The sequence below is a fragment of the Nocardia sp. NBC_01503 genome (assembly GCF_036327755.1).
Classification (GTDB): Bacteria; Actinomycetota; Actinomycetes; order Mycobacteriales; family Mycobacteriaceae; genus Nocardia.
Genome location: NZ_CP109596.1, coordinates 797,739 through 815,881, shown reverse-complemented (window position 1 = coordinate 815,881; position 18,143 = coordinate 797,739). Strand labels below are relative to the sequence as shown.

The 18,143-nt window shown below is 65.9% G+C and carries 21 protein-coding genes; 12 read left to right on the top strand and 9 right to left on the bottom strand.

Going from position 1 to position 18,143, the window contains the following annotated elements; all coding sequences use genetic code 11:
• The first annotated feature begins 108 nt into the window (after positions 1-108).
• Both OHB26_RS03795 and OHB26_RS03790 read left to right on the top strand, forming a co-directional pair.
• Complete coding sequence (locus tag OHB26_RS03795; protein WP_330182847.1) at positions 109-1,278, top strand: hypothetical protein; 1,170 nt, start codon at positions 109-111, stop codon at positions 1,276-1,278.
• Between the two features lie 182 nt (positions 1,279-1,460).
• The gene (locus OHB26_RS03790) at positions 1,461-1,847 is read left to right on the top strand and encodes a hypothetical protein (protein ID WP_330182846.1); all 387 of its coding nucleotides are present in this window, start codon (positions 1,461-1,463) and stop codon (positions 1,845-1,847) included.
• A 92-nt stretch (positions 1,848-1,939) separates the two neighbouring features.
• On the opposite strand, the gene OHB26_RS03785 is transcribed toward OHB26_RS03790, so the two are convergent.
• Together OHB26_RS03785 and OHB26_RS03780 are read right to left on the bottom strand one after the other, a co-directional pair.
• Positions 1,940-3,166 (bottom strand): sensor histidine kinase, encoded by a 1,227-nt coding sequence (locus OHB26_RS03785; protein ID WP_330182845.1) that lies wholly within the window; start codon positions 3,164-3,166, stop codon positions 1,940-1,942.
• On the bottom strand, positions 3,163-3,846 hold the full coding sequence (locus OHB26_RS03780; RefSeq protein ID WP_330182844.1) for a response regulator transcription factor: 684 nt from the start codon (positions 3,844-3,846) through the stop codon (positions 3,163-3,165). Before OHB26_RS03780 ends, OHB26_RS03785 begins: the two co-directional genes overlap by 4 nt.
• Positions 3,847-4,243: 397 nt before the next feature.
• Between OHB26_RS03780 and OHB26_RS03775 the strand changes: the two genes are divergently transcribed.
• The 6 genes from OHB26_RS03775 to OHB26_RS03750 all read left to right on the top strand — a co-directional run bounded on the left by OHB26_RS03775 (position 4,244) and on the right by OHB26_RS03750 (position 8,329).
• Positions 4,244-5,206, top strand: a complete 963-nt coding sequence (locus tag OHB26_RS03775) for an FAD:protein FMN transferase (protein ID WP_330182843.1) — start codon at positions 4,244-4,246, stop codon at positions 5,204-5,206.
• Between the two features lie 5 nt (positions 5,207-5,211).
• On the top strand, positions 5,212-5,778 hold the full coding sequence (locus OHB26_RS03770) for a ferric reductase-like transmembrane domain-containing protein (RefSeq protein WP_330182842.1): 567 nt from the start codon (positions 5,212-5,214) through the stop codon (positions 5,776-5,778).
• Positions 5,775-7,046 carry an NADH-ubiquinone oxidoreductase-F iron-sulfur binding region domain-containing protein gene (locus tag OHB26_RS03765; RefSeq protein ID WP_330182841.1) on the top strand — a complete coding sequence of 424 codons (1,272 nt, stop codon included), beginning with the start codon at positions 5,775-5,777 and terminating at the stop codon, positions 7,044-7,046. The genes OHB26_RS03770 and OHB26_RS03765 overlap by 4 nt, the downstream gene beginning before the upstream one ends.
• A complete protein-coding gene (locus OHB26_RS03760; RefSeq protein WP_330182840.1) occupies positions 7,043-7,267 on the top strand; it encodes a ferredoxin in 225 nt (74 codons plus the stop codon). The genes OHB26_RS03765 and OHB26_RS03760 overlap by 4 nt, the downstream gene beginning before the upstream one ends.
• Before the next feature lie 101 nt (positions 7,268-7,368).
• A complete protein-coding gene (locus tag OHB26_RS03755) occupies positions 7,369-7,767 on the top strand; it encodes an avidin/streptavidin family protein (RefSeq protein ID WP_330182839.1) in 399 nt (132 codons plus the stop codon).
• Positions 7,768-7,861: 94 nt separating this feature from the next.
• On the top strand, positions 7,862-8,329 hold the full coding sequence (locus OHB26_RS03750; RefSeq protein ID WP_330182838.1) for a LapA family protein: 468 nt from the start codon (positions 7,862-7,864) through the stop codon (positions 8,327-8,329).
• Between the two features lie 124 nt (positions 8,330-8,453).
• Here the strand turns inward: OHB26_RS03750 and OHB26_RS03745 are convergent, their stop codons facing one another.
• Positions 8,454-8,918, bottom strand: coding sequence for a YybH family protein (locus OHB26_RS03745; protein WP_330182837.1), 465 nt, complete (start codon positions 8,916-8,918; stop codon positions 8,454-8,456).
• Positions 8,919-9,594: 676 nt separating this feature from the next.
• Between OHB26_RS03745 and OHB26_RS03740 the strand changes: the two genes are divergently transcribed.
• Together OHB26_RS03740 and OHB26_RS03735 are read left to right on the top strand one after the other, a co-directional pair.
• Positions 9,595-10,074 (top strand): Imm42 family immunity protein, encoded by a 480-nt coding sequence (locus OHB26_RS03740; protein ID WP_330182836.1) that lies wholly within the window; start codon positions 9,595-9,597, stop codon positions 10,072-10,074.
• A gap of 152 nt (positions 10,075-10,226) precedes the next feature.
• Positions 10,227-11,177 carry an EamA family transporter gene (locus OHB26_RS03735; protein WP_330182835.1) on the top strand — a complete coding sequence of 317 codons (951 nt, stop codon included), beginning with the start codon at positions 10,227-10,229 and terminating at the stop codon, positions 11,175-11,177.
• A 392-nt stretch (positions 11,178-11,569) separates the two neighbouring features.
• Here OHB26_RS03735 and OHB26_RS03730 read toward each other — a convergent pair whose 3' ends face one another.
• The 3 genes from OHB26_RS03730 to OHB26_RS03720 form a co-directional block, all read right to left on the bottom strand.
• Positions 11,570-12,718: a type II toxin-antitoxin system HipA family toxin gene (locus tag OHB26_RS03730; protein ID WP_330182834.1), complete on the bottom strand. Its 1,149-nt coding sequence runs from the start codon at positions 12,716-12,718 to the stop codon at positions 11,570-11,572.
• 38 nt (positions 12,719-12,756) lie between these two features.
• Positions 12,757-12,957 carry a helix-turn-helix domain-containing protein gene (locus OHB26_RS03725; RefSeq protein WP_330182833.1) on the bottom strand — a complete coding sequence of 67 codons (201 nt, stop codon included), beginning with the start codon at positions 12,955-12,957 and terminating at the stop codon, positions 12,757-12,759.
• A gap of 543 nt (positions 12,958-13,500) precedes the next feature.
• On the bottom strand, positions 13,501-14,817 hold the full coding sequence (locus tag OHB26_RS03720; RefSeq protein WP_330182832.1) for an IS4 family transposase: 1,317 nt from the start codon (positions 14,815-14,817) through the stop codon (positions 13,501-13,503).
• A gap of 274 nt (positions 14,818-15,091) precedes the next feature.
• Between OHB26_RS03720 and OHB26_RS03715 the strand changes: the two genes are divergently transcribed.
• Positions 15,092-15,979: a tyrosine-type recombinase/integrase gene (locus tag OHB26_RS03715; RefSeq protein ID WP_330182831.1), complete on the top strand. Its 888-nt coding sequence runs from the start codon at positions 15,092-15,094 to the stop codon at positions 15,977-15,979.
• Here OHB26_RS03715 and OHB26_RS03710 read toward each other — a convergent pair.
• Both OHB26_RS03710 and OHB26_RS03705 read right to left on the bottom strand, forming a co-directional pair.
• On the bottom strand, positions 15,970-16,308 hold the full coding sequence (locus OHB26_RS03710; protein WP_330182830.1) for a hypothetical protein: 339 nt from the start codon (positions 16,306-16,308) through the stop codon (positions 15,970-15,972). The two genes, OHB26_RS03715 and OHB26_RS03710, sit on opposite strands and share 10 nt — an antisense overlap.
• Entirely contained in the window at positions 16,287-16,973 is a 687-nt protein-coding gene (locus OHB26_RS03705; RefSeq protein WP_330182829.1) for a helix-turn-helix domain-containing protein, read from the bottom strand. The genes OHB26_RS03710 and OHB26_RS03705 overlap by 22 nt, the downstream gene beginning before the upstream one ends.
• Before the next feature lie 370 nt (positions 16,974-17,343).
• Here OHB26_RS03705 and OHB26_RS03700 point away from each other — a divergent pair, with 370 nt between their 5' ends.
• A complete protein-coding gene (locus OHB26_RS03700; RefSeq protein WP_330182828.1) occupies positions 17,344-17,583 on the top strand; it encodes a hypothetical protein in 240 nt (79 codons plus the stop codon).
• Here the strand turns inward: OHB26_RS03700 and OHB26_RS03695 are convergent.
• A complete protein-coding gene (locus OHB26_RS03695; protein WP_330182827.1) occupies positions 17,555-18,139 on the bottom strand; it encodes a hypothetical protein in 585 nt (194 codons plus the stop codon). The two genes, OHB26_RS03700 and OHB26_RS03695, sit on opposite strands and share 29 nt — an antisense overlap.
• Between the last annotated feature and the right edge of the window lie 4 nt (positions 18,140-18,143).

Below are 18,143 nucleotides of genomic sequence, written 5' to 3'. Positions count from 1 at the left end.
ACCGGAGCGGGTAGGTCGAAAACGGTACTCGAATCCGGCCGTCGAGTAGAGAAGTTCTTCTCAGTTGTTTACTCTCTAATCGAGAAGATCTCCTCACTTGGAGGCTCGATGAGGGTAGCGTTTCCGGGCGCGCTATTGGTGCTGATCATGGCGCAGCCCAACCTGGCGACCGGCATGATGCCGTACTACCGGCATGCCTGGGCGTTGGCGCCGCTGCACATCACGGTGATCTTCGCGGCCTATCTGATCGCGCTCACCCCGACGCTCGCACTGCTCGGTACGCCCTCGTCCAGCGCGTCCTGGTGGTGGCGGATCGGAGTCGGCAGCGGCTTCGGTGTGGCGGCGGATATCGCTATGGCACTGGCGCATTCGCCCTGGCTCGCCTGTGTGGCGCGGATCTGTGCCGGACTCTCGGTCGGCCTGGTCACCGGATCGCTGGCGGGATTGATACTGCAGCGCCGGGGTGAGAGCGGGCGCACCGCCATGGCCAGCGCGACCGTATTCGGTTCCGCTCTGGGCACATTCGCGGCGGCGGTGCTGGCGCAGTATCTGCCCGCGCCCGGGGTGACCGTCTACCTGGTGCACGCGGTCGTACTTGGCATCATCGCGCTGCCGGTGCTCTCGGATCGCGCCGTGCGGCCTACCGTAGCGCCGCGCGCGGCGCACTCCGCACCGATATCGCATGAGCCCGTACTCGTCGGATATCTCGTCGGAATCGCGGCCTGGGTATCGGCCGGGCTGGTGGTCGCACTGCTGCCGAGTTACGGTGCGGCGCTGCTGAGTACGACCAACATCATGCTGCTGGCACTGCCGGTCACCCTGTACTTGGTCGCGGCGTGGCTGGCCCAGCGGGCGCTGGCGGCGGGCGCGCTGCCGTCGGAACCGGTTGCGGCACAGCTGGTCATCCTCACGGGTATCGCGATCGCCGCGGCCGTCGCCTGGCTGCCGAGCCTGCCGCTGCTGCTGGCGGGCGCGGTGATCGCGGGCGGCGGACAGGGTATCGCCTACCGCTCCGGACTCCGAATTCTCAGTGCCGCAACAGCTCCCGATCAACACGCCCGGGTCTCCGCTCGCTTCGCCGCCGTCGCCTACCTGTGCGCGGCCCTCGCCACGGTCGGCTTCGGCGTGGTCGCCACCGTCGTATCGATGCGGGCCGCGGTACCGGCCGCGCTCGTCGTCCTGGCCGTCGTCGCGGCGGCCACCACACTCGTCCGCCGGCGCGCAACGGCGCGCGCCGCGGACTCCCTGTTCGCCTCGCAGACCTCGATAATCGAATAATCCGATAATGCGCACGCAATTGCTGGGCGTGCGCTATTCGCATGCCTGAAATGTGCTGTGCCCCAATCAATTCAGTGGATTCGCGAAACGGATTCGTTACCTGCGTTCACCGGGACACAAACTTCGATTGCTTCACTGAATATCGAAGAACCAAATACATTCCCATCGAATGGATTTCAGTCATGGCAGCACCCACTCGGGTCGGACCCACCCCGCCCGCCTGGCTCGCCACCGTCGATCGCGACACCGTCACCACGGCCATGTCATTCTTCCTGCTCCACCAACTGGCCAGCGACGGCGACGGCATAGCCGCGGTCCTGCGCGGCTGGATGGAGTGGTTCCCCAATATGCGCCGCCTGGTGATCGGCGACGGCTACCTCCTGGAAGCCGACCACTGGACCCAACAACCCTGGTTCTCCCCGACCTACGAGATCTACCACACCATCACCGGCGTCCAACTCTGGACGCAGCACGAATACGAACGCGCCTTCGCCGAACTCGGCTGGACCGTCACGCGCCGCATGGAGGACCACACCATGCTGGTGACCACCATCCTCGACCGCGATTGACTCTCCGACGCGGCCACACCGGCACGAAAAAGGTCCCGACAGTCGCACTGCCGGGACCTTTTCGCGCCGTTGGGCTCTCAGCAGCAGCGCGGTCAGCGGTGCGCGGCGATCGGCAGGTGCACGGTGAAGGTCGCGCCGCGGCCGAGCGCGCCGCCGACGGTGATGTACCCGTCGTGCGCCTCGACGACCTCGCGGACCAGCGCGAGCCCGATCCCGTGCGCTCTGACGCCCGCGCTGTGCCCGTCACCGTGCGCGAACCGGCGGAAAAGCTGTTCGGCGTTTCGAGGTTCGAGTCCGGCCCCGGTATCTGAGACGGTGACGCGCGCCTCGGACCCGGATCGGTCGACGCTCAAAGTGACGGTGCCCCCGGCGGTTTCGTGGTTCAACGCGTTGTCGACGAGTGCGAAAACCGCACGCCGGAGCGCCGGGCGGACGCCGTCGACCATGATTTCGCCGGCAGCTGGATCGGCCGTGACGGCGATGCCGATGCCGTGTGAATCCGCCTCCGCGGCAACGCTTTCACGGACTTCTTCGCACAGCTGAACCAGATCTGTGCGCTCCACGCGGCCGGGTTCGTGCCGCGCGGATGCCGCCAGTAGCAGATCGTCGACGACATCGGCGAGTGCGCGGGTGTCGTCGACCAGTCCGCTCAGCTGGGTGCGCGACGTCTCGTCGAGATCGGTGCGGCGGGCCAGCAACTGGGCTCGGGTATGCAATACGGTCAGCGGTGCGCGCAGTTCGTGCGAGGCGTCGGCGACGAAGCGTCGTTGCAGTTCCAGCGCATCGGCCAGGGGACGGATCGCACGGCGCGAAAGCACAACGGCCACACCGGCAGCGGCGGCCAGACCGGCGATCTCGGCCGCCAGCAAAGCCAGCAACAGCCGTTCCCGGCCCCGCTGCCACGGCGTCAAGTCGATCAGCACCGCGATCTTCCCACCGGACTGGTCTGTCACCAGTGCCCGGTAATCCACCTCGTCGGCGTGCATATCGCGGTAGCCGGTCGGTCCGGTCACCGCCGTGACCGTCGGCGCGGGCGCGTGCGGACTGAGGGAGATCCGGCCGTCCGGTGCGGCGATGGCGATCGCCATGCCCGGCGGTGGGTCCTTGACGTCGTCGGCACTCGCGACCACCTGCGAAAGCTGTTCATCGATCTGGCGGCTCTGGATACGCGCATCGGCGACGTAGAGCACCACACCCACCAGCACCAGCACCGCGGCGAGTGCCAGGGCGGCCTGCACGGCCGCCACCCGCGCGGTGCGCCGCAGCAGCGCCGCCTCGGTCGGTATCGCGGCCTGCCCGCCGAGCGGGCGGAGCTTCACCGGCGGCCGAGCTGATAGCCCAGCCCACGCACGGTGTCGATGACCTCGCGGCCGAGTTTGCGGCGCAGATAATGCACATAGGTATCGACGGTGCCGACCGTATCGGCGTGATCGAAGACCAATTCGAGCAGCTGCGGCCGGGTGAACACCTGCCGGGGTGATCGGGCCAGCGCCGCGAGCAACCCGCATTCGCGGTCGGACAATGCCACATCGTCGTGGGCGCCGCTCGGGTCGACGACCGTACGGTCGGACAGAACCAGTAGCCGGCCGCCGACCGGGAGGGACGCCGTGGCGGCGAGATGTCGACGGTGCAGAGCCCGTACCCGCGCGAGTAATTCCGGGATCTCGAACGGTTTGATCAGGTAGTCCTCGGCGCCGGCGTCGAGACCCTCCACCCGATCCGCCAGTGCCCCGCGAGCGGTGAGGACCAGCGCGGGTGTGCTGACGGCGCGCTCGCGCAGTACGCGCAGCAGGTCCAAACCCTCCAGCACCGGCAGACCGCGGTCGATGATCATCACCTCGAACTCCCCGGTCAAACCCTGATGCAGCCCGGCCTGCCCATCCCGGGCAGTCTCCACCCGGTACCCCTCTTCGGTCAGCAGCGTCGAGAGCATCTCGGCGAGTTGCCGGTCGTCTTCGATCAGCAACACCCGAGGTCCGGCGATCGCGGTAGCGAGCATGCTGCCAGCCTGCCACCGAATTTCCCACGGTGGTCCGCTCGGAGCGTTCGCGCGGCGAATTCTCAGAGCGTTCCAAGAGTAGGTGAGCACGATGGTGTTCACCATCGACGAGTAAGACGAATAAGAGGTACGCCATGGCGGTATCGCAGCCCGGGCGCCGGGCCGGGCGCAATGCCACCCGGGCGCTGTTGGCGCTCGGGGTGGCAGGCACGATCGGCGCCTCGGTGACGGCCTACTCGGATACCAGCGCCGCACACGTATCGACGCCCGCGGTCGGGACCGGTTCGTCGGCAGGGCAATCGGATTCACCCGGCTCCGACAGCGGAACGACCGGAGGTACCGTTCCGCGGATCCAGTCCGGGCGGGGCGGCTCGCATGCGCGCTCGAGCGGATCGTGATGTCCGGACGCGTCGCGGTCGACCCAGAGATCGATCGATCGCTCGCGGCCGTGGACTGGCCGCTGTGGAGCACCACGGCCCGTCTCGTCGTCACCGATCCCGATGTACTGGACGCGGCCTTCGGTCTGGTCCGCGCGTACTTGGACGCAGTCGATAAGGCATGCAGCCGGTTTCGCGGCGACTCCGAGGTCAGCCGGATCTCCGATCACCGCGGCTGTCCGGTCCGGATCAGTTCGCTGTTCGCCGAGTATCTGCGCGCCGCACTCGAGGTCGCGGAGACAACCGGCGGTGACGTCGATCCGACCGTCGGGGCGGTGCTGGTCGGGTTGGGCTATGACCGTGACTACACCCTGATCGGTGGCACCGCTACCGCGGAAAATGCTGCGCCCATGCGGGTTACGGTTACCCAGCGCGCCGATTGGTCGTCGATCGCCCTCGCGGATCGCACTGTGACAGTGCCCGATGGTGTGCTGCTCGACCTCGGCGCCACGGCAAAGGCTTTCGCCGCGGACCAGTCCGCACGGTTGGTCGCAAGGGAACTCGGCTGCGGCGTGCTGGTCGGTCTCGGTGGCGATATCGCCACCGCCGGACCGGCCCCTGCGGACGGATGGCAGATCGAGGTACAGGACGGGCCCGGCGAACCGCGCTGCCAGATCCGGCTACCGGGCGGGGCCGCGGTGGCGACCTCCAGCACGCTGCGCCGGCAATGGTTCCGCGGCGGTCGGCTCGTGCACCACATCGTCGATCCGCGGACCGGGGTGGCGGCAGAACCGGTGTGGCGCACCGTCTCAGTCGCCGCCGGATCGTGCCTGGCGGCGAATGCGGCCAGCACCGCCAGCATCGTTCGCGGCGCGGACGCACTCGGCTGGCTGCGCCGATCCGGGTTACCCGCCCGGCTTGTCGATCGCGATGGCCGGGCCAGCACCTTGGGTAACTGGCCCACCGATCGGGAAGGGACGTAGGCGTAGTGCAGACAAGCTTGGACCAGGCACTCTGGGCGTTCGGCCGGGGCAGCGGAGCTACCGCCCTCGCCATGCTGACGGTCGCGGTGATCACCGGGATCGGGTCCCGTTCCGGGCGGGCGCTGCTGCTGCCGCGCTCGGGTCTCGCCGAATTGCACCGTGGCGCAGCGCTGATCGCGACCGTGTTGGTCGGGGTCCATGTGCTCAGCCTGCTCGCGGATCCGTACTCCCAGCTGCATTTGCTCGACACCCTGGTGCCCTTCGCGGGAGATTACCGTCCGCTGTGGGTGGGGCTGGGGACCGTCGCCGTCGATCTGCTCGTCGCGATCGCTCTCTCGGCGCTGCTGCGGCACCGCATCGGTCCCCGCGTGTTTCGTGTGATCCATTGGGCCGCATACGCTTTCTGGCCGCTCGCGCTGATCCATGCGCTCGGCGCGGGAACCGACGCGGGGCGGCCGTGGATGCTCGTCATCGCCGCGGCGTGCACGCTCGCCGTGGCCGCCGCGCTGGCCTGGCGGATCAGCGGCGATTTCGCGGAATTCGGCCGAACACGGGAGCGGGGCATCCGATGAACAACCATCACGACCTGATCGTCGCCGAGCCCGCCGTCCGCCCTGCCCCGCCCGCCGGGACCCACCGCCTGCTGGCCGCCGCCGGGCCGGAGTTGGCCGCGCACATCGCGTGTCACGGTCCGCTCGCTCCGGCGGCGAATCCGCGGGCTCTCATCGATCTGATCGCCGCGGCCGGATTGCGCGGTCGCGGTGGTGCCGGCTTCCCCACCGCGCGCAAGATGGCGGCAGCGGGTGCGGAACGCGGGCCGATCCTCATCGCCAACGGCGCCGAGGGGGAACCCGAGAGCTGTAAGGACGCGGTGCTGCTCGCGCGGGCTCCGCACCTGGTGCTCGACGGACTCACCGCTGCCGCCGCGGCCGTCGGTGCGCGCGAGTGCCATCTCTATGCCGCCGAATCGGCGCTCACGCCGGTCCGCCGGGCATTGTCCGAACGCCTCGCCGCCGGATGCCGCGAGCCCCGCGTCCAGCTCACCGTTGCCCCGGACACCTTCCTCTCCGGTGAGAAGTCCGCCGTCGTCAACGGCATCGCAGGACGAGCGGCGCTGCCCAGCGATCAACGGATGAGTCTCTCGCACAAGGGATTACATGGCCGGCCGACATTGGTGCACAATGTCGAGACCCTTGCGCACATAGCCCTGATCGCCCGCTACGGGCCGCACTGGTTTCGTGCCCTGGGCACGGCCGAGGAACCCGGCACCATGCTCGTCACCCTCGGTCGCACCGTGGTCACAGGGGTCGTCGAGGTACCCATCGGCACCCCGCTGCTCGATCTGATCGCAGGCGGCGGACGCACCGATCCCGGCACCGTGCGGGCCGTGCTGATCGGTGGCTACCACGGCACCTGGATTCCCGGCACTGCCCTGCCGCAGTCGGCACTGTCGACAGCCGGGCTGCGCCCGCTGCACGCCACGCCCGGCGCCGGAGTCGTCCGGCTGCTCCCACTGACCGAGTGCGGTCTGCGCGCCAGCGCCGATATCGCCAGCTACCTGGCCGAACAGAGCGCGGGCCAGTGCGGGCCGTGCCGGAACGGGCTGCCACAACTCGCCGCGGATCTCACCGAACTGGCATATGGGCGCGGTGGCGGCGATCCCGCGGAGATCGCGCGCCTGGCCCACCTGGTCGACGGTCGCGGATCCTGCCATCACCCCGACGGCACCGCCCGGATGGTCCGCTCCGCGCTCATCGCGTTCGCCGACGATGTCCGGTTGCACCGGCGCGGCGTCTGTCAGGCCACTCTCCGCGCGGCCGGATACAGGAGCCCACGATGACCCATCTCCTGCTCCACATCGACTGGACCCGATGCGACGGACGCGGACTGTGCAACGAACTGCTCCCCGAAATCCTCGATCGCGACGACTGGGGCTACCCCCTCGCCCGCGACCACTCCGGCGATCCCACCATCACGCGTCGGCACCTCACCGCCGCCCGGGACGCCGTCGCCCTCTGCCCTCGATCGGCCCTCGGTTTGATTCCACCTCGCCAGGGCTGACATGGACACGGGGCCGTCCGGGTCGGTTCGGCGGTCGGCCTACATGCTTGATCAAGACGGCCGCACCGAATATCCCACCCCTGGGCGGGTATTCGCGGACCATGCCGAATATTGATTGGAAAGGCCGGTGGCGCAACGAGTACGGCTCGCGCCTGACCATCACCGACGACTCCGGGGGCCGTCTCCAAGGCGCCTTCGAAACTTCCTTGCCCGACAGCGTTTTCGCGGGCAAGGAAGTTCCCATTCTCGGCCTGCACCAGGGCCCGTGCGCCCAATTCGCCTTCATCGCCCCCGGCGACACCCCCGCCATCTGCTCCTTCACCGGCCTGATACGCGAAGGTCGGCTGCACACTGCCTGGCACCTGGTATCGGATCAGGCCGTCAAACCGCCTCGACCGGGCGCTCCGCCCGACCTGGTCACTCTTCCCTGGGCGCACGCGGTTCAGACCAATAGCGACACCTTCACCCGGGAGCGGGAGGCGATAGCCGACTCCGATTGAGCGGCCGATAAACGGGCATCACCCTGGAAGAGAAGTCTGCAACGAGAACGTATGACGCCAGCTCTCGTTGGTATCGAATCCAGAGGAGAGCGATGTGAATCCCGCAGATCAGGGCAGGCCGCCCATTCCGGCCGGACGAGGTGAGGTGCCGCCCGCCCCGCCCCCGACTCAGCTACCGCCGCAGACCGCACCACCCCGCGAGCCGCCGCGCACCGCACCACCCCCCGAGCCGCCGCCGACTTCGCAACCGCCGTCGGCTCCGCGCGAGTCCAGAATTCGCCGCACCAGAGCGGGCAGCATCTGGGTGAGCCTCACTGTCGGCGGCCTGTTCCTGGTCGCACTGTTGATCTTCGTAGTGCAGAACACCAGTAGCGTGCGCCTGGGCTTCCTGGGCTGGCATTTCATGCTGCCGGTCGGCGTAGCGATCCTGGTAGCCGCCGTAGCCGGCCTCTTGGTGATGGCGGTAGCCGGCAGCATCCGCATCATTCAACTCCGACAGGCATTCTCGAAGCTGAACCGCAAAGCCGCGGCCCCGTCGCAACGTCGCCCGGACGCCCGGTGAGGTCTCGCACACGAAAGTGTCTGCGCCGGTGCCGATCCGGACCGGCCCGTATCCCTTCCGGGGTCACCCTGGCCGATTCGAATCGCCGTCAATGCGGCATCGGAGACGTTTCACGGAGGTCGAGTCAGTCGCTGGCAGCTTCGGCCGTATGCCGTTCCGCTGTGCCCGCCACATTCGTGTTGTGCACCGAGCAGACCCACCAGTTGTCGTCTCGTTCGGTGAAAACCCAGGTTCCGCGGTTGGTGACCGAGAAATCCGGGGTCCGCAGCGTCTGCTCGACATTGACGATCGCATGTCCACCGGCAAGCAGCCGCACCGCGAGAATCGTGTAGTGCGCCTCGGCGTCCGGGCTGTCCCGCATCGCGGTCAGGTGGTAGGCGTGCAGCTCATCCCAGTTCGAGAAAACCGAGCCCGCCGGATTGATGAAGACCACGTCATCGGTGAAGACACTGTCGAACGCAACGGCATCCTTTGCCGCGAGCGCGGTTTCGAGACGTTCGAACACCCTCGCGATCGCGGCTGAAGCGGCGTCCTGATCCGTTGCGACGACGGCGGCCTTCGGCCGCATGGCGCGTGTATCGACAGTCATCGTTCCAACATACGGCCGCCCGCCGTCGTCGACCCGGATCGAATCGGCTTGCCACCAACGCGCACCCGGCGGCGAGACCGCCTGCGGCACAACGGGTCCGCAACTGGAACGCTCTGCGCGGACATTCGCCAACACCCGATCAAGAGAGACGAAGATGGCTCCGACCGGAATCCGGTCGGAGCCATCTTGTGGTGCGCCATCAGGGACTTGAACCCCGAACCCGCTGATCGAGAGTTCTTGTCAATGTGCAGGTAGTGCATGGATTCCCACGTGGGGTTCGTTGTTCGGGGATCAAGTTGAGTAGCCGGTTTTCCTGCGTCAACGTGCGTGAAATCGCGCGTAGCGGCTCTGAGAGTTTGGGGAATTCTTGGTGCCGGGGTTGAATCCCGGCCGCGCTCGGCGCCTGCGGTGGATCGCGGCCAACTGACCTTCCAAGCCCTGATGCCTGACCACCTCTGACCGGTCTCCATGAGCTAGTTCAGTGCGCTCCCTCGGTCGAGATGATCTCGGATTGCGCACCTTCCCGTTCCGCCGCGAGCCGCACGGGTCGCGGTATTTCAGTGCGTTTGGGTGCTCCCAGCGGACTCGGGATTGCCCATCCGGTCGCAGCGAGGCGTTTGGTTCTAAGGGGAATCGCGAAGATACCCTCGGTCTCGGAAAGGGGTGGTGGTCCGCAGTGATTGTTGGTGACCCAGAGAGGTTCGCGGTCGAGTTCGAACTCGACGCCACCAAGATGCCCGAGCCGGACTTCTGGCGCTGGCAGTGGGGCCGTATCCGCTGGTGGTGTGGTGGTCAATCAGTCGGCATCTTCGACCCGCAGGCCCAACTCATCTACACCGTGGTCCGCATGCAGCAACTGGTGGACCGCCCTTCGTACAGGGAGGGCGAGTCGCTGATCAGAGAACCAGCGGAGGCGATCTTTCAAACGGTGATCCCTGCGCTGTATGAAGCGGGCGACGAACAGTCTCGGGATGAGATCAGGGAAAACAAGGCCCGCTATGACGGGATCATGGTCGGTCCGGAAGCGTTCGAGTTCAATCCGTGGCGTTTGATGCTCGTCGAGGACGGATCTCGTGGGCGATTCCTCTGGTCCTCACGCGATCACCTCAAGGACGCCGGACTGGTTCCCGGCGTGCCGTTGCGGAGACCGAGATGATCTCACCCCGTTGATCTTCGGGAGTGCCGTGTGGCCGTTTCGAACAGCGCGCCATGCGGCATGAGCGGACGTCCTGATGGATTGCCGGTTGACGCATCATCATATGCGAATATTCTGTGGCCGGGTCAGCGATGGTTGTTCACACTGCATGCGTGGCGATCGGGGAAGAGCTTGCGGCAGTGCCGATCCGGGTTCGGGCAACCGGCTGGAGTGTGACCTCATGGGTGTTGTTCGCGAGTTCCGGGCCATTGGCCAAGGCTGTGATGGTGGCGGGCGGTTCTGCTGTAGCGGTGACTTCGGTGCGGATCGCGTTGGCCGCGGTACTGCTGGTGCCGGTGGTCGCAGTGGTGCGGGCTCGGGCGCTGCGGTTCCGCCGTGCCGATCTGTGGCTGCTGCTCAGTTACGGAGTGCTCGGTGTCGCCGGCGTGCAACTGACGTTCTTCGTTGCGGTGGACCGGGTTCCGGTGGCAGTGGTGATGGTGCTGGTAAATCTTGCGCCCGCACTGGTGGCATTGTGGGTGCAGACGGTGCGGCGCACTCGGTTGCCGGGGCTGGTGTGGCTGGGCATCGGGTTGGCGGTGGCCGGTTTGGTCATGGTGGCGCAACTCTGGCGAGACGCTCGGTTGGATCTACTCGGTGTTGCCGCGGGTCTGGGCTCTGCGGTCTGCTCGGCCGGATATTTCCTCCTCGGTGAACGCGGCGCGAGTCGGCACGATCCGATCGGGCTGACCGCAGTCGGATTGGCCGTCGGCGCGATTGTGATGGCGGTGTTCGCTCCGCCGTGGACGCTGCCCTCCGAACTACTCACAGCACCGGCTGTGCTGCGCGGTCTGCAGGCACCGGTGTGGCTGGTTTTGCTGACGCTGGCCATAGCCGGGACCGTTCTGCCCTACCTGGCCGGTCTTTTGGCCTTGCGTGACCTGCCCCCGGCACTGGCCAGTGTGCTGGCGGTGGTGGAGCCACTGGTCGCCACCGCACTGGCGTGGCTGCTGCTCGGCCAGTCGCTCGAACTACCTCAGATGGTCGGGGCGGTGATCATGCTGTTCGGCGCGATGTTGGTGCAACTGACCTCGCCCGAAACTGCTCAGGCGATACCAGACTGAATGCAGGACCGCTGATCTGGCGCGGTCATGCACGCTCATCGGCATGAGCGCGCACTTCAGTCCACTAGGGTCAGCGACCAAGCCCCCGTCGACCGCCGCGACAGACGGGGATCTATCGCACCAGCGTCGCGATCGGCCGAACGGCGATCTCCGGCCCAGCGACCGGGATTTCACGGTTCGTCCGCCTGGACGTCAGGAACCCTGACGTCCAGGACCTCTTTCCTCACCCGCGACCCGACAACATCGGTCAGTACTTACTGATGCCAGATCTCACCTCCGGCCAGGTCCCCGAAGGCTGCCAGCGGCGCTTGTCGGCATCGCTCGTAGCTTCGGCGCGAACGTCAGCGCCTGGCCTTGGCGTGGCGGCATTCGGTAATCACTCGTTTCAGCCCTCAGCGGCCGAGTTCGGCGCGCCGCCAACGCAGTTCGCGTTCCGTTTGGTGCAGGGGCGATCCAGAGAACGGCAGGGCGGCATAGTCGACTGCCACGGCCGCTCGGAGTGCGACAGTGCGCGCCGAAACCGCGGCTCGCTCGGTGAGTCCGATCTCTGCGGCGAACGCAGCCCAGTCACGGGCGCGTAACTCGCGGGTTCGGCCGGAGATCGGCAGTGCCATCGAGTCATCTCCGTAGACCAGAGTGCAGGGAATGTCGAATATCGGTGCGACACCCCATTTCCCGCCGGGCCCCTCGACTACACCGACGTTCTTCGCGTGTAGGTCACCGTTTCCGGTGAGCCAGGCAAAGAGAAACTGCAAGTACAGGTTTCGGCGAGCCACGGTCGGAGCCTCTGCGATCTGTGCGAGTGCGTTGACCACGGTGGCCGCATCGGGCTGATACTTCGACGCCGGAGGTAAGCCTAGTACCTGTGTCGCGTCCTCGAACGCCAAGCGTCGCCACGACTGACCCTCGCGCACTCGATCGAAACGCCGCACCAGCAGACCGGTGTCGCCAATGCGGTCAGTCACCAGATTCGCCTCGGCGACAGGGATCTTCATCAACCTCGCCGCTTTCAGATGCTCCGCTTCGTTCTCCACCAGATGGGGATACTCCGGTTGTGAGAGCTTGAGAATGAACCGGCCGTACTGAGCTGAAAACGGCACGCTGATCATCGACGCACTGGCTTTGCGCTGCACTCCCGGCAGCGCATGAGTATCGATTTCGTCTACGAATCGCGCGAATTCGAGTTCGGCGGGCGAGCCTCCCTCGACCAATGGCGGAAACTCGGTGAGCGGCTGATCGGCAGGGATGATCTGCACATCTCCGGGCACATCGCTTCCCACCGCCAGCAGCAGGCTCAATTCATCGTCGATACTGGTCTTGACCGCACGCTGCAACACCGTGAGCCGATGTCCCTCGGGCAGAAGACCTTCGAAGAAGGGCGGCACCGCGCCGGCGATGCTGCGTACCGGATCCGGGCCGAGCGGGAGCGTCGTGGCTACAGGCGCACCGTGGTTGGTGAGGTAGTCCTTCTCGTAGCGAAATTCGGTCCCGCCCTCCGCTGTCCGCTCCAGAACAGCGGCGCACCGACCAGCCTTGTACACATTCGCTCGGGTAACCCGCCGAAGCTCCTCGAGTTCTTTCAACCGACAACACCCAGGGCGAGTCCGACCACGTCGGCCACTGCGGCAACAGTGGCGATACTGGTCGAGCCGCTGCCGTGCTCGATCTCGCGTACCGTGCGAGTGGAGGTGCCCGCCAGCTCCGCCAACTGCTCCTGCGTCAGACGATGACGGCGGCGTGCCGCGTGAATGGCGTCGCCGATGCTCGATACCACGGTCATCGCATCACCTCCATAAACCGGCAATATTCTGCCGATACTGTGCGGATTCCATCAGACTACCCGAACCGATGCCTAAATCAGCAGAATATTGCCGATTTTACAGATATCACCCACGCTCACCGTCGCAAGGAAGGAAATCGGCAAGATATCGCCGAGGGTCAACACGGAGTCTGCCGTCGGCCGCCAGTGGGGGCCGATCTCTGGGCGGCGTCACCTGGGCCGGCGTCAGGCTCATTTGCGGTGCTGGACTGGGGGTTTGGTGGGACTACCGGCCAGCGGAACCGGGCAATGCTGAATTCTTGGGGCTTCTTTGGGAATCGCCCGGCAGGACAGGTAAAACAAATGTGGCCCTTGACCGGAATACCTGGTCAAGGGCCACATTGTGGTGCGCCATCAGGGACTTGAACCCCGAACCCGCTGATTCGGCGACTCGCCATCGGATCACCAGCCGTTTGCATTTCATAGCCTCCCCCCAGGTTAGGGGGAAGCGATTAGGAGGCAGCCTAACCCCAATGCCGCGCAGTTAGGCCGACCTGTCTGCGGTCAACTCGGGTGTTTTCGCAGGTTGATGGTGATGGTGACGGTGGGATAATTGGTGCGGTCGATGGCGCCTTTGGCGCGGTGTTTGGAGATCGCTCGCTTGACGACGCGGGGGCTTTGGCGTGGTCGGCGTGCGGGCAGGAGGTCGGCCAAGACCGTGCGGCCGATCCGTCCGACCAGGTCGACGGCGGTGTCGGCGATGACCGCGGCGGCAGCCACGACCTGGTCGCGGGCGGTATTGAGTGCAATGGAGAAGCTGGCTTGCAGGGGTATGGCCTGCGGGTGTGTGGCGTCGGCGATGGCGATGCGCAGCGCTTGGTAAGTGCTCAGCAGGGCATAGACCTCCTGGTCGATCCCGGCGGGTGTGCGGGCGCGCAGTACCCGGCCGCCGAGCATGGTCGATTTCAGTTCCGCGTAGGTGGTTTCGATCTCCCAGCGCTGGTGATAGAGCCGCACCAGCTCCATCGCCGGGTAGCGGTGATGGTCGGTCAAGGTGGTGAGCAACCGGTAGCGTTCGCGGCGGGGTGGTCCGCCTTTCGGGGTGAGCGCGATGTCGGCGTCGATTACCCGCAGAACTACCGGACCCTTCACCGCGAGCCACGACCCGTCGGGCAGCCGCTCGATCAACGGCATCACACGGTTGGTCTTGTCACGGATCAGCAGGTCGGCTTTGGTTTGCGCGATCTGTCCGATCAGCGCGGCGCTGGCGAAGTTGCGGTCCGCCAGCAACAACATCCCCTCGTGCAGGCATCGGAAAAGCTTTGGGGCATAGGCGATCTCGGAGACACCCGAGGTGCCGAACACGACGTCGATGACGGTGCGGGTGCCACACGCCACCACCGCGAGCAGTCGCAGCATCGGATACCCCGAGTCGCCGTTGCCGCCGCCCTGACGGGCGAAGGTACCCGCGTTGGCGGCGGAGTCGGACACGAACATGGTGGTGCCGTCGACCGCACAGACCAACAGGCCGCGCCATCGGGCCGCGCCGGCAGCGGGACCGGCGAGCAGCCCGAACAACTCCCGCAACGGTGCGGCACCGACTCGGCGGCGGGCCTGGGCCAAGGCCGAGGAACCGGGGCGGGCCACGAGGATTTCGTCCAGGCCCGCGACCATCCGGGCCCATACCTGGGTGTAGCCGAGCTCGGTGAACAACGCCCCGGCCAACAGCAGATACACCACCACCCGCGAGGGTAGATCCCGCACCCGCCTCTGTCTCGCTCGCCCCGATTCCACTGCGGCGTCGACCATTTCGAATGGCACGATCTGGGTCAACTCCCCCAGATGACCCGGCGCGAACACCCCCGCCGCTACCACCGACACATGTTTGATGACAGACTGAACAGACAGCGGAACTCCCGGTGGACGGTTTGTCTTGGAGGACAAAACCTCTCTACCAGTAGTTCCGCTGTCTCGTTTCACAACATGTCAAGTCCCGCAACGACACTCGCTTGACAGGCATCCCCAACCGCTAACTGCGCGGCATTGAGCCTAACCCCGAAGGTCAGCAACCATGATCAGAAACGCGGGCGTGTCCCCGAATCTGGGGTTGTGGCGATTCGACGGGTAGCTGATGAGTCGCCGTAACGTTGAACATATGACCAGGGGCGGATTACCGGCGGTCGAACAGAGTCCAAAATCTCGGGGGTTGAAGGTACTCGGTTCACCGTTACCAGTGGCGTGGGTTCCAGCACTCGACAACTTCTCAATTGCGTTGCGCGCCAGCGGAATTGTGAAGAACTCCGTAGACCTTCACACGTACCACATGCGCAGGCTCGCGCGGTCCATCGGTGTTCCGGTGCCGTGGGACGTGACCGGCCGCCAGCTGATCGACTGGGTTGGGCGGCAGGAATGGCAGGCCGAGACGCGACGCAGCTACTACCAGACCTTTCGCAAGTTCTGGGACTGGGGCCGGGTCGCTGGATATGCCACCGAGAACGCTGCTGCGGAGTTGCCGTCGGTCGCTCCGAGCAAGCCCAACCCCCGGCCGACACCGTATGGGGTCTACCGGCAGGCGCTCGCGGACGCCAGGCCGCGCGAACGGCTGATGCTGCGACTCTCGGCAGAGGCCGGAATGCGGCGCGGCGAAGTGGCGCAGGCACATTCGCGCGACCTGATCGAGGATGACGACGGGTGGTGGATCAGGATTCACGGCAAGGGCGGCAAGGAACGCTTGGTGCCACTGCGCGACGATTTGGCCGAGCAGCTCCGTGCACTTGGGCCGGGCTACTTCTTCCCCGGCCGGTACGGGGTGGGGCACCTGTCGGCCGCCTACGTCGGCAAGCTGGTGCGTCGGCACTTGGATGATGAGAACACCATGCACAAGCTGCGACACATGTTCGGCACCAGGACATATCGCGTGAAGCGGGATGTGTTCGTTGTCCAGGAATTGCTGGGCCACGCGAGTGCCGACACCACGCGGCGGTATGTGAAGACCAGGCACGAAGACCTGCGGTCTACGGTCGAGGCGGCGGCCTACAGCTGATTGACGTTCTTCGTGGCACCGGTTCCCGGCGTGGGGGCCGGTGCCGCTGTTTCTGCCCGTACCCAATCCGCGTAGTCGGGCGCGCATTGAAGCGGATACGCGCGCACCTCTGCCAGGTGCGCGCGTTGGCGAATCGGTTCTATGTGGTCGGCCCGCGTGTGCAGGCGAACCAGCACATCGCCCCCGTTGTCGGGGTGTGCGCGTTCGAACACTGTGCCGGTCGCTGCAAGATGTTCGGCGACCAGGGCGTGCGTGAGCTTGGAAAACCACTCACGCGGCAAGCCAGAGCCGGAGAGGTAAACCGTTGCTACGGAGACGTTTTCGGCCATGTTCGTAGATTCCCGTTCGGTTCCGCGTCGGCAATCGCCAACGCCAATTGCTGTTCTGCAAGGGCTTTCGATCGCGCCATGATCGCCCACCCGTACACGACGATTCCGTCGAAGTCGGGGCCGCACCATTGGCCGACGGCGTGGGTTCCCTGCGGGTGCAGGGTGAAGCAATACGACCCGGAGTAGTCCGTGCCTTCGTCGGCCGACTCGTACCAGCCGATGAGCGTGCGCGTTGCGCGGCGGTGGACCAGCTCGCCGACCCATGCGTAATCGCCTGCCTCGATGGCGTTTTCGCCCTGGGCGCGGTCGCTGTCGAGGGTGAGGTGGTCGCCGTCCTGGAGCACCATGACGGCGTTGGTGTCAACGCGCTCTACGCCGTCCTTCCAGACCTGGCAGCTAACCCACCACAGGCCGGAAAGGTCCGGGCCGGTTTGTGTTCGGCGGAACAGCTGACCGGGCGCGAGGTTGAGAGCGTCGGCGATCTTGTCCAGGGTCGAACCGGACGGCTCTTGGTCGCCCTGTTCGTAGCGGCCGACTTGGCGCTTGGTCATTCCAATCGCGTCGGCCAGCTGTTCCTGGGTCATAGGCGGTACGCCTGTCTCCGGGTTAACGGTCTTGTTTCTGAAGTAGGCAATGTTCTGGGCGATTCGGTCTTTGGCGTTCATGTCTGGCTTCGCCTTCATCTCGCGGGGTGAGTGCTCGCCCCAAATGATCGCAGTTCGGGATGCATGGCTAGTCCTACGAAGACTATAGTCCTCATAGGACTAGTCCTCGGAGGACTGATTAGTCCACCACTAACCGGCGGTGCCGATGGTGCTGCCACATAGGGCAGGCGATCGAGATGAGATGGGACGAAGCGCTAATCGCGAAGGTTGATTGTCGAAATCGGGAGTGGCCCAGCTCGAGTACTACGGCCGCACACAACGCGATGCAGGTTCACCGCGAGTGTTTCGTAGGCGAGTGTGCTGCTAAGACAGCCGCATTCGAGACGTTGCGTGAGGCGGGCAAGTTGGTTCCCGACTCGGGGCGGGTGCAATGACGTCGGCGGCCGACGAACCCGAGTACATGGGATGGGTTCAGAACCACGACGGCACTTGGGCGGCGTTGGACCCCAGCGGCTTTCAGGTGCCGGTCGACGCTCCCGATGTCGATGAGCTGATCTCGGCTGGTCTGGTCGAGCTGCGCGATTTCAGAGTGATCGATGTCGAGCCAATCTCGGTGCAGGACACCGAGATTCGAAACGAGGCTAGGGCACTGCCCGAACGTAGGTCATAGTCAGTCGCCCGCGCACATCGGCGAACATCGTCTGTCCGCCGGTGAGCGCGCCGCCTGAATCCTGGGTGACCAGTAGGCGCAGCACATCGTTCACGGCCAAGCGCTTGACGCCCGATGCCATGACGATGTTGTCCCATGAGTTCGCGTTGTCCGCGCGGGCCAGTATCGACCCGGCCGCGCCGGTGTTGTTCTTGGTGATCTTCAGCGCGCGGCGTCCGGTCGCATTGCCCGCCCATGTCCAGACTGCCTCGATGAGGTACAGCCCGGCGACGCGGCACGTCAGCCCGGCTGTTGAGTACTGGGCTTGACCGCCAGGTGCAGTGTCCCATTCGGCCGACTGCCAGGTGACCAAGGTATCCGCGGAGTTGTTCGCGCTCAGGGCGGACGTGCGCACAGCCGATGCCGACGGCGGCGGCGACGCACCGGGCGGAACAGTAGCGGCGGTGAACGTCGCTTCAATCGCGGTCGCGAGCGACTGCATCTGTTGTGCCCCTTGGTATATCGGGTCGGTCGCGACCGGATAGGGCCAGTGGTAGATGGGTGTTTCGGCGGGCATCTGC